The following is a 14,363-nucleotide window of genomic DNA, read 5'->3' as shown; positions in this document are numbered from 1 at the left end:
AATATCAGGAAAGTTGCACTTTTACATATTCTCCGGGGGCGGGGCCAAGCACCTTAAGCTTGCCATCACCCGGTTCGCGGGCGTCAACCTTCCCGCCGGAACGGCGGCTGATCCAGTTTTGCCAATCGGTCCACCATGATCCTTCATGCTGGACCGCCTTGGCGAGCCAGTCCTCGGGTTCGGCGGGGTTGCGGTTATAGGTCCAGTGGCAATATTTGTTGGCGGCAGGTGGATTTACCACACCGGCAATATGGCCAGATGCTGATAGCACGAATTTCACCTGGCCTGACATCAATTGCGTGCCGGCATAAGTTGCTTTCCATGGCGCAATATGGTCTTCGCGGGTGGAGAGAAAATAGACCGGGATTTTGATGTCGCGAAGGTCGATCTTTTCGCCAAGAATCGTAATGCCACCCGGTTCACGCAGCAGGTTCTTGTTATACATGTTGCGCAGATAGAAGCTATGCATTGCCTTGGGCATCCGGGTCGAATCGGAATTCCAGTACAAAAGATCGAACGGGAAGGGATCCTTGCCCAGCATGTAGTTGTTGACCACAAATGACCAGATCAGGTCATTGGCACGCAGCATGTTGAACGACATCGCCATATCGCGGCCGTCAAGATAGCCTTCCTTCGACATGCGGTTTTCAAGGCTTTCGATCTGTTCGTCATCGACAAAGACCGAAAGCTCGCCGGGTTTTTCAAAGTCGGTCAGGGTGGTAAAGAACGTCGCCGATTTGATGCGTTCATCGCCAACCTTGGCCATGTAGGCCAGCATGGCCGCCAGAAGCGTTCCACCAAGGCAGTAGCCGATAGCGTTGACTTCCTTTTCGCCGGTTGCCTTTTCGATCATGTCGAGTGCCGCAAGCACGCCGTCACGCCCGTAATCTTCAAAGCTTTCTTCGGCAAGTTTGCTGTCCGGGTTGACCCACGACAGGACAAAAACCGTGTGGCCCTGATCAACAGCCCATTTGATGAATGAATTTTCCGGGCGCAGATCAAGGATGTAATATTTGTTGATCCATGGCGGCACGATCATAAGCGGCCGTTTCGCGACCTTGTCGGTTGCCGGTTTGTATTGCAGCAGTTCCATCAGAGGTGTTCTGCCGATCACCGATCCTTCGGTGGTTGCGACATTTTCACCGATTTTGAAAGCATCCAGATCTGTCATTTTGATCTGAAGCTTGCCCTTGCCACGTTCGAGATCGTCCAGAAGGTTGCTGAGCCCCTTAAGAAGGTTTTCACCGCCACTTTCGATGGTGGCGCGCAGGACTTCCGGGTTGGTCATCATGAAATTGGTCGGTGATATCGCATCGGCAAACTGGCGGGTGTAAAACTCGACCTTCTGGGCGGTTTTTTCATCCAGCCCGTCAACATCATGCACAACATTCTGCATCCATTGCGAGGACAGCAGATAGGACTGCTTGATGAAATCAAAAAGTTCGTTGTTTTCCCACGCCTCGTCGCGGAATCGGCGATCGCCCTTTTGCGGGGAAGCCACAGGTTCCGATTCCTGCCCCAGCATACGCATCGTTGTATTGTGCCAGAGCATATAATATTGCTGCCAGAGATCCATTTGTGCTTCGACCAGCTTGGTCGGATTTTGCATCATATGGGTGGTCAGTTCGACAAATGCCGATCCGATATTAAGCGGGTCCGGGTCGGAAATTTCCGGGTCTTCTGCCTGTTTTGCAAGGAAGTCGGACACAAGTCTTTGACTTCTCTCTGCTATTTCTGCCATCGCTGATGACAGCTCTTCGGGATCAGGAAGATGAATTTCGGTTTCTTTGGCCTGTTGATCGTTCATGGCGCATTCCCTTATGATACGGCCGCCGGTGCATCGGAACATAAAACGGGAAATCCGATCTTTGCGATATCGCAATCATTTTCCCGTTTTATGATCCAATGCTCTCAAACTGCGTGCTGGGTTGAAACTCTGCTTGATCCCAAGCTTATCATGGCCTTAGCCTAGCTCGCTGATGAGGGGTAATACAAGAATTATAAGGTGACGGATTTGTCGCAATCTTCAACGGCAACGTCACACATAACATAGTTTGGAGCAGCGAAATCAAATGGGCGTTCTGAAATCGACGACATGGCGGTGGTCGGGGCACGGGTCCGCGAAAGTTAAATTGCGGCCCTTGCTGCATGCCGGATCGGCGCTTGCTGTTGTGCTGATGCTGGGCGCCTGTTCTTCGGTCCCCGATGCAATCAATCCGGTCGAATGGGGAAAATCGATTGGTGATGCTTTTGACGGCGACGAGGAAGCTGCTGCCAAGTCGGATCAGCCGATTCCGGGTGAAGACGAAGATTATCCGCGTCTGGCCGATACGCCGGCCAAGCCGGTTGTGACCGGTGATGCGGAACGTGATGCGCTTGTCGCAGGTTTGGCTGCAGACCGCGCCAATGCGCAATATTCCCAGTCGGGCCGTCGTCAAAGCACGCCGCCGGTCAACGCGCTTCAGCCGCAGCCGCAGCAAAGTGCCGAAAGTGTTGATATGCCGACGATTGCGCCGGCACCAACCACATCTGTTAGCAGTAGCGCCATGGCGGAGCCGCAAAAAGCAGCTGAAACCAAAGCAGCCGCAACTGCTAGCGCCGCAACGGGCAGTGCTGTGACTTCGGCGCAGTCCGGTTCTAGGATTGCCGATGAATGGAGTGCCAAGGCACCGGCGTCTGGACCCGTTCCAACACCGCAACCTGCGCCCGAGAAGCCCGATGTTCTGAAATCTGAACAGGAAAGAGCCGAGTCTTCACAAGTCGCGCCCGGATCGTCAGGATCATCAACCGGTGACCCGGTGATGAATCAGTACAATCGGCGTCTTGCAGAAGGTCAGGGCGTGTTTGCCAATGAACCGCCGGCACAATCATTTGATTATTCTGCCTATTCCGATAATGGGGCGGTGATTGTCGATGAAAGCCAGCTTGGTAGCGATGGCAATGCCTATCTGTCCGATTCTGCCATGCCCTATGCCGAAACCGCGAACGAGGTTCTGGCATCGCGTCTTGGTGTGCGTTCCGTTGATACGCTGGGACCAAGTGTGAATGGTGTGCAGGTCGCACAAATCCAGTTTGGCCATGGTTCGTCGAATCTGTCGGGAACGGATAACAATGTCCTGAGCCAGGTTGCCCAGGCGTGGCGTCAGACCGGCGGTATCCTTCGTATTATCGGCCATGCGTCGATGCGTACCGCGAATATGAGCCTTGAAGAACATCTGGCGATCAACCGTCAGGTTTCGGAACAGCGCGCTTCGGCGGTGGTGTCGCAGCTTGTGTCTCTCGGTGTTAACCCTGACGCGATCTTTGTCGGGGCCGACGGATCGGCTGACCCGCGCTATTATGAAGGCGTTCCTGCCGGTGAAGCCGGAAACCGCCGTGTTGAAATCTTTATGGATTATTGATCCTAAAAAAGGTACATCCTTCGAATTGTACGGCGCGCCACCCGCATTTTGTCGTGTGGCGCGCAATTTTTTTCAATTCGACGACCCGGTTTTCGCAGGAAATTCGAAAATCGGCGAAATGACGAGGATGTAGGATAATGTCCCAGGAATTCCATCGCATAAAACGCCTCCCGCCATACGTATTTGCTGAAGTAAATGCGATGAAAGCGGCGGCGCGGCGAGCGGGAGAGGACATTATCGACTTTGGCATGGGCAACCCGGACCCGGCCACCCCGCAACATATTGTCGACAAGCTGGTTGAAACGATCAAGAACCCGCGCACGCATGGTTATTCCATGTCGCGCGGTATCCCCGGTCTGCGCAAGGCGTTGGCGGCTTATTACGGGCGCCGGTTCGGGGTGGATATTGATCCTGAAACCGAAACCGTTGTGACGCTGGGCTCCAAAGAAGGGCTTGCGAACCTTGCCGCAGCCATCACCAGCCCTGGTGACATCATTCTGGTGCCCAATCCGTCCTATCCGATCCATGCGTTCGGTTTCATCATTGCCGGTGCGGCATTACGCCACATTCCGATTGGTCATGACGAACAGGGCGAATTCAACGCCGAAAGCTTTATGGAGCAACTGCATCGGGCTGTGAAACATTCGGTCCCGAAACCGAGTGCGGTGGTCCTGAACTTCCCGGCCAACCCGACATCGCTGGTGGTTGATCTTGATTTCTATAAGGAAGTTGTCGATTTCTGCCGGGCGCAGGAAATCTATATCCTGTCGGATATCGCCTATTCGGAAATCTATTTTGATGGCAATCCGCCGCCCTCGATCCTTCAGGTCGAAGGGGCGAAAGACATTGCCGTTGAATTCTATTCCCTGTCGAAAACCTATTCGATGGCGGGATGGCGCATCGGTTTTGCCACCGGCAACAAAAAGCTGATCAATGCACTGACGCGGATCAAATCATATCTTGATTACGGTGCATTTACCCCGATTCAGGTGGCGGCAACGGCGGCATTGAACGGCCCGCAGGATTGTGTCGAAGAATTCCGTAACCTGTATCGTGACCGTCGCGATATCTTTATCGAAGGTATGCAAAGTGCCGGATGGCATATTCCGGTCCCGGCGGCGACCATGTTTGCCTGGGCCCCGATTCCCAAGGCGTTTGAAGAACTCGGATCGCTTGATTTCTCGAAGCTTCTTTTGCAGGAAGCGGGCGTTGCGGTGGCACCGGGACTTGGCTTTGGCGAATATGGTGATCGCCATGTGCGTATCGCGCTTGTTGAAAACAAACATCGCATCCGGCAGGCCAATCGTAATATCAAGGCATTCTTCCAGAAATATCCCGATGCAGAATCTGCACGTGAACTGTTGAAGAAATCCGTCTGATATTCGATAAAGCATTCTATGTTTCGCCCGGGACATTTCCCGGGCGAAGTTTTGTGTGCGTATCAGATGTTGTAAAAGACTCCGTCGCGCATGCGCAAATCCAATCACGGCATGAGGAGTTATCGTGCAAAACGTCGTAAACATCGGTGTGGCAGGCCTTGGTACGGTCGGTGCCGGAACCGTTAAACTGCTGAGCGAACACAGGGATAATCTGACGGACCGTTCCGGTTCCCCGATGATTGTCACAGCAGTATCGGCGCGCGATCGAACTCGGGACCGTGGATTTTCGACCGAAGGCATTACCTGGTACGAAGATGCCCGTGACCTTGCAACTGACAAGAATGTCGATGTGGTTGTTGAAACTATTGGCGGTTCGGACGGCATTGCCTATGACGTCTGCAAGGCCGCCCTTGAAAACGGCAAGCATGTCGTGACGGCCAACAAGGCGCTAATTGCATTGCATGGGGTGGAACTGGCGCGCATTGCCGATGCAAATAACGTGACCATCGCCTATGAGGCCGCGGTTGCAGGCGGTATTCCGGTGATCAAGGCGCTGCGCGAAGGATTGGCGGGTAATGTCATTTCGCGCGTGACCGGGATTCTGAACGGGACGTGCAACTATATCCTGACCACCATGCGCGAACAGGGGCGTGACTTTGCCGATGTTCTGGCCGAGGCGCAAAAACTTGGCTATGCCGAAGCCGACCCGACCTTTGACGTTGATGGCATTGATGCCGCGCACAAGCTTGCAATCCTGACCAGCCTTGCCTTTGGCGTCGAGGTCGACTTTGACGCGATTGCAGTTGAAGGCATTCGTAGCGTTTCCGCCCTTGATATCCAACTGGCTGAAGAGCTTGGTTATCGCATCAAGTTGCTGGCGATTGCCAAACAGACGTCTGAGGGCATCGAGCAGCGTGTTTCACCGGTTCTTGTTGACCGCAGCACCCAGATTTCAAAAGTTGAAGGTGTGTTTAACGCGGTCGTGCTTGAAGGCGATTATGTCGGGCCGGTCGTCCTGCAGGGGCGTGGGGCGGGCGAACGTCCGACCGCATCGGCTGTGGTGGCCGACCTTGTTGATATTGCGGCCGGGCGCAATGCGCCGGTCTTTGGTGTTCCGGCGGATCGTTTGAAAAAGAATGTGCGCGCCTCGCTCGAAAAACATGTCGGGCCTTATTACCTGCGTCTGATGGTATGGGATCGCCCGGGTGTCATGGCCGAGGTCACCGCGACCCTTGCCAAGCATGGTGTGTCGATGGCTTCCATGATCCAGCATGGGCGGGCCGAGACCGAGGGTGGGGTTGTTCCGGTGGTGTTCGTGACCCACGAAACCAGCGAAGCGGCGATGTCCGGGGCGCTTTCCGACATTTCGGCGTTTGAAAGCAATTCGCAGCCGCCGGTCCTGATGCGGATCGAAGGATTTACTTCGTAACAAAACAAAAAAAAGACATATGCGCCTCGCAGGTATAATACCGCGAGGCGTAATTATAAGTCCCGAGCCAAACGGGACACGCCGGGAAACAGAAAGACGGGGCCCCCAGACCCCGCGTTAATGACGAGGATGAAGTTATGGATCGAAATCTCGCGCTTGAAACCGTTCGTGTTACCGAAGCCGCAGCACTTGCCTGTTCCGGGCTTATGGGGCGCGGTGATGAAAAGGCCGCTGATCAGGCCGCCGTGGACGCAATGCGCAATGCCCTCAACAGCATGGATATTCGCGGTACCGTGGTGATCGGCGAAGGTGAACGCGACGAAGCACCGATGCTGTTTATTGGCGAAGAAGTTGGTTCGGGCGAAGGCCCGGAAATCGATATCGCGCTTGATCCGCTTGAAGGCACGACCATCTGTGCGACCGGTGGCCCGAACTCGCTGGCCGTTGTTGCCATGGCGGAAAAGGGCGGGTTCCTGAACGCACCGGATACCTATATGGACAAAATCGCCGTTGGTGGTGGTTTGCCTGATGATGTTGTCGACCTTGATGCCAGCCCGGCCGAAAACCTGAAAAGCCTTGCCTTGGCAAAGGGCTGCGACGTTTCCGATCTGGTGGTTTGCATCCTTGATCGCCCGCGCCATCAGGAAATCATCGCCAAAACCCGCGAAGCCGGTGCGCGTATCATGCTGATCGGTGATGGTGACGTTGCCGGTGTTATCGCGACCTCGCAGAAAACGTCGGGCATCGATCTTTACATGGGGACCGGTGGTGCGCCCGAAGGTGTTCTTGCGGCTGCCGCCCTTCGTTGCATTGGTGGTCAGTTTCAGGGGCGTCTTGTTTTCCGTAATGATGACGAAATCGCGCGCGCCAAAAAATGGGGTATCGAAGACCTGACCCGCAAATACAAGCTGACCGAACTTGCAAAAGGCAATGTCATGTTTGCGGCAACCGGTGTGACCGATGGGGCGATGTTGCGCGGTGTACGCCGTTTCGCCAATGGTGCGGAAACCGAAAGCATCGTGATGCGGTCGCAGTCGGGCACGGTGCGCTATGTGCGCGCGGTTCACGATTTCAGCCGGAAAATCTGGTACAAGTAATTCGCCAAAGCGGATCGCGAAAACAAGGGAGTGCCTTTGCGCTCCCTTTTTTCGTTTATCGCTTGCGGGGGTAGGCTGTCCGGGTTACATCCTCCGCCCCCTTGAAAATGAAACGCCTTTGCCGGAGCCACCATATGTCCGAGATTATCGCCCTTGATTTTGGTACGACCAATTCGGTGCTTGCCGTGGCCGACAGCAACGGCAATGTGCAATCGGCAACGTTCGAGGTCGGGCAGAACAGTTTTGATACCTATCGAACCATCCTGTATTTCTGGGAAGAACAGAAGCTGACCACACCAGGTGCGCCGATCAGTTTGCAAAGCTGTTCCGGGCCGTTTGCCATGGCCGAATATCTGAAGGAAAGTCAGGATTGCCGACTGATCCAGTCGATCAAATCCTATCTGGCGTCCAAGGATTTCGAGGGCACCGAGATTTTTGGTAATGTCTATACGATCGAAGATCTGATCGCGACGTTCCTGACCCAGATACATCATCACGCGCAATACAGCCTTGGTGGCCTTGGCTATCGTGTTATTTCCGGGCGTCCGGTCGCGTTTGCCGGAACAAATCCCGATAACGATTATGCCGAAATGCGCCTGCGTGCGGCCTATGAGCAGGCCGGGTTCGAGGTCGAGGCAATGGTGTTCGAACCCTTGGCGGCAAGCTATTATTACGGTCGGCAGCTTGATAAGCCCGAAACCGTTCTGGTCGCCGACTTTGGCGGTGGTACCAGTGACTTTTCGGTTATCCGCTTTACACCGGGTATGGGCATTCGCGGGGTCAAGGCGCTGTCGCATACCGGTCTTGGCATTGCGGGCGACAGTTTTGATTACCGCATCATCCAGAAAGCCATCTGGCCGCGTCTTGGCTTTGGCAGCGAATATCGCACCATGGGGGCGGCATTGCCGGTGCCGCGCCAGTATTACACCGCGTTTTCGCGCTGGCATTATCTTTCGATGATGCGCCAGCCCAAGGTGATCAACGAAATCCGAAGCCTGATCCGTACCGCGGAACAACCCGACGATATCGAAGATCTGGTAACAATCATCGAAGAAGAACTTGGCTTCCACCTGTATCAGGCGGTGTCAAAAGCCAAGGCGGAGCTTTCAAGCGAGGAAAGCACGATCCTGCAATTCAATCATGCCGGGGTCGAGATCGAGGAGCGCCTGACACGTGCCGATTTCGAAGCCGCGATTGCACCTGATATTGCCGAGATCGAAAAGGCCGCCAAGCTGTGTCTCGAGCAGGCGGGTATACAGGCCCACGAAGTTTCGCGCGTTTTCATGACGGGTGGGACGTCCTATGTCCCGGCGGTGCGCAAAATTTTTGAAGACGACTTTGGCCAGGAACGGGTCGAAATTGGCCAACCATTCCTGTCGGTTGCGCATGGTCTTGCGCTAATTGCAGCGGATGAGGGGATCGTTTAGCAACTAAAACTGCCCTGGCATTGGGTTTCAAGCAGGATCACGGCCACCGTTATCAGGACAAACCCGATCACGCCAAGCCCGTAAAGCCAAAGCGATTTCGGGTGGTTCTTTAAAATCCACGGCAGGATGCCGCCCATCAGGCACAGCACCGGAAACGCCAGAACGGCAAAAAACAGAAACCAGGTCAGGTTGTTTTCGTCCGACCTCGGTGCACCGAATATCATCGGTGAAAACATCACCAGTGGGGCGGCCATCAGTGCACCCATAATGGAAAGGACGGTCAGCCCGATCCGAAGACCTTTTCTATGGTTCATTGCGCGGATCCGTTTTTGTTTATCGCGCAAGGTATGCACAGCCTAAAGCTGTGTTCAAGTAGAACAAGGGTTTTACGGATGGCAATCTTTGTCATTGGGTTTGACATTTTTTGTCATTTTGCCGTATTCTGCTTGGAGCAATGAAGAGGTCATGATGGCAACCATGAATGTATCCCTGCCTGATCCCATGCGAGAATGGGTTGAGCGCCAAAGCAAAGATGGTAGATACAGCAATGCCAGTGATTATGTACGAGACCTGATCCGGAAGGATCAGGAAAGGCAGTCTGCGATTGCCACCTTGCAGGCCGCGATCACGGACGGCATCAACAGTGGCGAGCCGCAAGAGTTTGATGCTGACTCCTTCAAATTGCGTATGCGCGAACGCCATGTCGTTCGATAAGCTGACGCATTACAGGCTTTCTCCGCGTGCGTTTGACGATCTTGACGATATCTGGCGCTATACCGCAGAAACCTGGTCGCTTGATCAGGCGGACACCTATGTCGACAGGCTGACGAAAGTCTTTGATGGCATAGTTGCCATGCCCGATATCGCACGTGAAAGGATGGAATTTGATCCGCCTGTGCATATTCACGTGTATCAAAATCATTTGATCGTTTACGTAATCAGGCAAGATCATATTGTTATTGTGCGCATTCTCGGCAGTCGGCAAAACTGGCAGGCGATGTTGCGTGCGCTTGAGCCCTGATCAATCTGCACCGCGATTTGCGCGTATCCCTCAGCTTTGGCGTTTGCAAGAGGTTGCAGGCAGGCTCACGTTTTTCACGATGCGAAATCGTCACTTCTTTTTGTGAAAGATCGATCACACTTATCTTCAGATTATCAAGGGGCGGGCATTCGTGGCTGTATAAGCCCCGATGAGCTTTTTCAGGGAGGATGATTGATGAGTAGTGAAAGTGATGCACACGTTATTGCACGGTTGACGGGCCAGATGCTGCCGTCCCTTGCGTTGGCGGCAACCGATGGCCAGGCGGTTGATCTTGCGACCCTGACCGGGCGCACGGTTGTCTATGCGTATCCGCGCACAGCCGAACCAGACAAGCCAGCCCCCGATGGGTGGGATGAAATCCCCGGTGCCAAAGGTTGCACGCCGCAATCCTGTTCCTTCCGCGATCACGCCAAGGAGCTGTCGGCTGTCGGTGTCGATCATCTTTTCGGGCTTTCCAGCCAGACCGCGGAATATCAGAAGGAAGCCGCCGAACGGCTGCATCTGCCATTTGCGCTTTTGTCCGATGCCGATCACCGGTTCAAGGAATCCATGGCGATGCCGGACTTCATCGTTGATGACATGCGGCTGTTCAAGCGTCTGACCATGATCATTGATGATGGCAGGATTGCCAAGGTTTTCTATCCGGTTGATGCTCCGGCCGAGGATGCCGAAAATGTCTTGCGCTGGTGCCGCGATAATCCGAAGGGCTGATGGATTGAAATATCCGGTTTAAGCGCGCCCCGGATTAGGCTATTTCAATGAGCATGACAGACCATGCGCAAGAAAAGACATTTTTGGGAATAGAGCGATCCGTTACCGGAAAGTGGTGGCGCGAACGCAATCTGGATGACCGGCTGGCAACCACCATTGCCCAGCGTTTTGGCGTTCCCGAAGTTGTCGGGCGGGTGATGGCCGCCCGCGATATCGGGCTGGATGATGCCGAAAGTTTCCTGAACCCGACCTTGCGCGATCTGATGCCCGATCCATCGACCTTAAAGGATATGGACAAGGCGGCATCGCGCATTGCCGATGCGGTGATCAAGGGCGAGAATATCGCCGTTTTTGGTGATTATGACGTCGATGGTGCCACCAGTACCGCGCTGTTAAAGCGCCTGTTTGCGGCACTTGGGCGCGATGTTGTCGTGCATATCCCTGATCGCCAGAAAGAAGGATATGGCCCAAATAGTCCGGCCTTGCTCGATTTGCAGCGCCGGGGGGCCAATCTGATCCTGACGGTCGATTGCGGGGTGACGGCCTATGCGCCGCTGACCGATGCCAGGGAAGCGGGGATTGAGATCATTGTCGTCGATCACCACGCCGCCGAGCCAGAATTGCCGCCCGCCGTTGCGGTGGTCAACCCGAACCGTCTTGATGATGAAAGCGGCCTTGGGCATTTGTGTGCGGCGGGTGTCGCCTTTTTGCTGGCTGTTGCGATCCTGCGCGAATTGCGTTCGCGCGGCTGGCTGGAACAGGCAGGCATTCGTGCGCCCGATTTGCGCAACTGGCTGGATCTGGTGGCCCTTGGTACGGTCTGCGATGTGGTGCCGCTGCGCGGGCTTAATCGCGCATTCGTGACGCAAGGCATCAAGATCATGCGCCATCGCCACAATGTTGGCATGGCGGCGCTGGCCGATATTGCCGGGGTAAATGAAACGCCCAGTGCCTATCATCTTGGATTCATGCTGGGGCCGCGTGTGAATGCCGGTGGGCGTGTCGGGGAATCGTTCCTTGGGACGACGTTGCTTTCGGGCGATGATCCCGCCCAGGCGCTGGATATCGCGCGCAAGCTTGATGAATATAACCGTGAACGCAAGGCGATCGAGGATATCGTGCTTGATCAGGCGATCAGCGCCGTTGAAAGCCAATCAAAGGTCGGTGCAATGGTGCTGGTCGGCGGCGAAGACTGGCACCCTGGCGTGATCGGTATTGTCGCCAGCCGTTTGAAGGATCGTTATCATGTTCCCGCCCTTGTGATGGGCATGGTTGATGGCGTGTTCAAGGGATCTGCGCGTTCGGTACGCGGGATTGATCTTGGGGCTGCGATCATTGCTGCACGGCAGGCAGGGCTTTTGATCAATGGCGGCGGGCATGGGATGGCGGCTGGTTTCACCCTTGATCCGGAAAAACGCCCGGCATTCGAAGAATTTCTTGAAACCCGGTTTGCCAAAATCATCGCTGAAAATGATATTCGCCCGACCATGACGGTTGATGGTGGCCTGCATGCAATGGGGGCGACGCTTGATCTGATCGAAGCCCTCGAAAAGCTCGGCCCGTTTGGTGCCGGCAATGCCGAGCCGCGCTTTGTTTTCCCGGAATGCCGGGTAGTCAAGGCTGACGTAGTGGGCGCTGATCACGTGCGTTGCATATTATCGGGCAGCAATGGCAAGGGACGCCTTAAGGCCATCGCATTCCGCTGCCTTGATAATGATATGGGCCAGACCCTTCTGAAGCATGGCGGCCGTCCCTTGCATGTCCTTGGTCATTTGCGGCGTGACAGCTGGCAGGGACGTGAGGGCGTGCAATTGATGATTGACGATGTTGCCATGCCAGTTCTGGGGTAAGGTCCATTTTCAGGCCTTTGTACCGGGCCGTCCAAGCGGCCCGGTAATGCGCGGAAATAAATGCGGAAACTGCCTTGGCCATTCTTTCAGTTTTTGTCCGCGCGGCGTTCTTGCTGCCGATCAAGAATAATGGTGATCGCCTGCGACAATATGGTGGCCATCTCGCTGCTATCTCGATTATTTTCGAGGTTCTCGACGATCTGGTCATAGGCACCAATAATGTCATTGGCAATTTGAGGGCTGTTCGTGATGCCTTCGGCTGCGAGAAATCCGCTTATGATGGCGATAAGAACCTCGCGTTCTGCTGGCCCGGTACAATATGGATTTGGTGACCGGGTTGTTTCAGGTTCGTTCACTATATTCTGTTTCTTCGCGGTTCCTCTTGGGGGCTCACCGGTTGCGATCCACTGCAAAGAGATGCCTTTTGAAATGGCAAGGCGGGCAACGCCTACAAAGCGAGGTTCCGATCGTGCCTGACACCATCTGTTCAATTGTTCAGGGATGATGCCGGCGATCCGGGCGGCATCCTTTTTTCGATCAAACATATCGACGACATGGCGAATGCGATCCCCGAGCGCGCTGTCTAGTACGGGCAAAGGGGCGTCTGTGTCGCGCCTATCCATGATGTACGCAGTATATTGCGGGCTTTAAAGCATCATTACCCGTTTTCCGGCAAATACCGGAATAGCGAAATTTTTTAGTTGAATGTCGAATTTTTTCGTTGTAAATCTTGCTCATGTTCAACTTTAACTGGCTTTTTTAACCAAAGAGCTTGGTTTTGTTGTTCTGACTTGGGGATCGGCGAAGAGTGGGCGCCGAAAGAATCGAAAACAGCATACTACATCAACATGTTCTAAAATTAGATCGCTACCCTATTGGGCAGAATCCATCTTGCGCGCGGATTAATGGCGTCACGTGACGGCGCATTCCTGTCCAAATGGATGGTTCCCTTTGAATCTAGATATGTACGACGTTACTGGCAATCAACATGTCGGGCTACCATGTTGAATAAACAGGTTATGTGACAGTTCGTTCTTTCGGTTCTGCAAGTTTCTTCTTTGCGGCTTTTTTCATTTTATGGCTGACAGGGAAACATATGCGACGGACGGGTATATTCTTTCAACCAAGGGAGCGGCGGGGGATTACGATTTTGCGGCGCGTGATCGTAATTGGTGCCTTTGCTGTTGTCGTGCTTTGGTCGCACGGCATGTTAGCGGCTGCCCAAACGGGGGATACGCTTGCCGCGGCCCGGTCGGTAAAAATATATACCGAGGACTTTGCACCCTTTAACTACATGACGGATGCGGGCCTGACCGGTGCGGGGACGGATGTGGTTCGCGAAATGGCGACGCGCCTTGGACATGACGGAAAGTTTGAAGTGCTGCCTTGGAAGCGTGCCCTGCAAATTGTCGACAATGAACCCGGCACAGCTGTTTTTTCAATGGTGCGTACGTCTGAACGCGAAGATGAATACAAATGGGTTGGCCCGATTATTGTTACCCGCGGCTGGCTTTATAAGATGGCCGACAGCAATCTTGAAATCCGCGATTTGAGTGACGCGCGCAAGGTCGCTGCGATTGGTGTGCAAGCAGGTGGGGCGGCGGAACGAGTGTTGCGCGAACAGGGTTTTAAAAATCTTGCGGCTCTATACACGCCGGGGAATGCATTGCAGCTTCTGGCGAGCAATCGGATCGACCTGTGGGAAGCATCCGATCTGGTCCTGGAACATCAGCGTCGCAAGTTCGGAATTGACCGGTCCGAAGTTGAACCGGTTATCGGCTTGGGAATTTACGAGCTTTATCTGGCATTCTCACCGCAAACGCCGGACTTCATCGTGGATCAATGGCAGATGGTTCTTGACGATCTGCGCAGTGACGGGACATTTGCCGAAATCGGCCGAAAATACGGTGTTTCGATGCTGTATGAGGGGGCCGAAGTTCCGTCAGGTGAAGAATTCAATCTGATGACGCGTTGATTGCGACAGAGGGTGATCTGAACCCGCCTGTGTCATTGCGCCAAACGTATCA

13 protein-coding genes are annotated in these 14,363 nt (G+C 54.3%); 10 read left to right on the top strand and 3 right to left on the bottom strand.

What is annotated here, in order from left to right:
- Nucleotides 1-4: 4 nt before the first annotated feature.
- Nucleotides 5-1,807, bottom strand: coding sequence for an alpha/beta hydrolase (locus TH468_RS14390; protein ID WP_085645201.1), 1,803 nt, complete (start codon nucleotides 1,805-1,807; stop codon nucleotides 5-7).
- A gap of 265 nt (nucleotides 1,808-2,072) precedes the next feature.
- Between TH468_RS14390 and TH468_RS14385 the strand changes: the two genes are divergently transcribed.
- From TH468_RS14385 to TH468_RS14365, 5 genes are all read left to right on the top strand, one after another.
- Complete coding sequence (locus TH468_RS14385) at nucleotides 2,073-3,401, top strand: OmpA family protein (protein ID WP_085645199.1); 1,329 nt, start codon at nucleotides 2,073-2,075, stop codon at nucleotides 3,399-3,401.
- A gap of 137 nt (nucleotides 3,402-3,538) precedes the next feature.
- Nucleotides 3,539-4,780 carry an LL-diaminopimelate aminotransferase gene (locus TH468_RS14380; protein ID WP_007091618.1) on the top strand — a complete coding sequence of 414 codons (1,242 nt, stop codon included), beginning with the start codon at nucleotides 3,539-3,541 and terminating at the stop codon, nucleotides 4,778-4,780.
- 124 nt (nucleotides 4,781-4,904) lie between these two features.
- A complete protein-coding gene (locus TH468_RS14375) occupies nucleotides 4,905-6,209 on the top strand; it encodes a homoserine dehydrogenase (RefSeq protein ID WP_085645197.1) in 1,305 nt (434 codons plus the stop codon).
- A gap of 137 nt (nucleotides 6,210-6,346) precedes the next feature.
- The gene (gene glpX / locus TH468_RS14370) at nucleotides 6,347-7,306 is read left to right on the top strand and encodes a class II fructose-bisphosphatase (RefSeq protein ID WP_062951815.1); all 960 of its coding nucleotides are present in this window, start codon (nucleotides 6,347-6,349) and stop codon (nucleotides 7,304-7,306) included.
- A 134-nt stretch (nucleotides 7,307-7,440) separates the two neighbouring features.
- Entirely contained in the window at nucleotides 7,441-8,733 is a 1,293-nt protein-coding gene (locus TH468_RS14365) for an Hsp70 family protein (RefSeq protein ID WP_085645195.1), read from the top strand.
- Here TH468_RS14365 and TH468_RS14360 read toward each other — a convergent pair.
- The gene (locus tag TH468_RS14360) at nucleotides 8,730-9,047 is read right to left on the bottom strand and encodes a hypothetical protein (RefSeq protein WP_085645343.1); all 318 of its coding nucleotides are present in this window, start codon (nucleotides 9,045-9,047) and stop codon (nucleotides 8,730-8,732) included. The two genes, TH468_RS14365 and TH468_RS14360, sit on opposite strands and share 4 nt — an antisense overlap.
- Before the next feature lie 151 nt (nucleotides 9,048-9,198).
- Here TH468_RS14360 and TH468_RS14355 point away from each other — a divergent pair, with 151 nt between their 5' ends.
- From TH468_RS14355 to recJ, 4 genes are all read left to right on the top strand, one after another.
- Nucleotides 9,199-9,447 (top strand): type II toxin-antitoxin system ParD family antitoxin, encoded by a 249-nt coding sequence (locus TH468_RS14355; RefSeq protein ID WP_371268755.1) that lies wholly within the window; start codon nucleotides 9,199-9,201, stop codon nucleotides 9,445-9,447.
- Nucleotides 9,434-9,754 carry a type II toxin-antitoxin system RelE/ParE family toxin gene (locus tag TH468_RS14350; protein WP_168177148.1) on the top strand — a complete coding sequence of 107 codons (321 nt, stop codon included), beginning with the start codon at nucleotides 9,434-9,436 and terminating at the stop codon, nucleotides 9,752-9,754. The genes TH468_RS14355 and TH468_RS14350 overlap by 14 nt, the downstream gene beginning before the upstream one ends.
- Before the next feature lie 195 nt (nucleotides 9,755-9,949).
- Entirely contained in the window at nucleotides 9,950-10,486 is a 537-nt protein-coding gene (locus TH468_RS14345; protein WP_085645191.1) for a peroxiredoxin, read from the top strand.
- Nucleotides 10,487-10,533: 47 nt separating this feature from the next.
- On the top strand, nucleotides 10,534-12,336 hold the full coding sequence (gene recJ, locus TH468_RS14340; protein WP_085645189.1) for a single-stranded-DNA-specific exonuclease RecJ: 1,803 nt from the start codon (nucleotides 10,534-10,536) through the stop codon (nucleotides 12,334-12,336).
- Between the two features lie 86 nt (nucleotides 12,337-12,422).
- Here the strand turns inward: recJ and TH468_RS14335 are convergent, their stop codons facing one another.
- Complete coding sequence (locus tag TH468_RS14335) at nucleotides 12,423-12,959, bottom strand: hypothetical protein (protein WP_085645187.1); 537 nt, start codon at nucleotides 12,957-12,959, stop codon at nucleotides 12,423-12,425.
- A gap of 536 nt (nucleotides 12,960-13,495) precedes the next feature.
- Between TH468_RS14335 and TH468_RS14330 the strand changes: the two genes are divergently transcribed.
- Nucleotides 13,496-14,311, top strand: coding sequence for an ABC transporter substrate-binding protein (locus TH468_RS14330; RefSeq protein WP_246832347.1), 816 nt, complete (start codon nucleotides 13,496-13,498; stop codon nucleotides 14,309-14,311).
- Nucleotides 14,312-14,363 lie beyond the last annotated feature (52 nt).

Origin of the sequence: Thalassospira sp. MCCC 1A03138 (assembly GCF_002115785.1) — a bacterium.
In the GTDB taxonomy this organism is placed as follows: domain Bacteria; phylum Pseudomonadota; class Alphaproteobacteria; order Rhodospirillales; family Thalassospiraceae; genus Thalassospira.
This window is presented reverse-complemented; position numbering and strand designations above follow the sequence as displayed.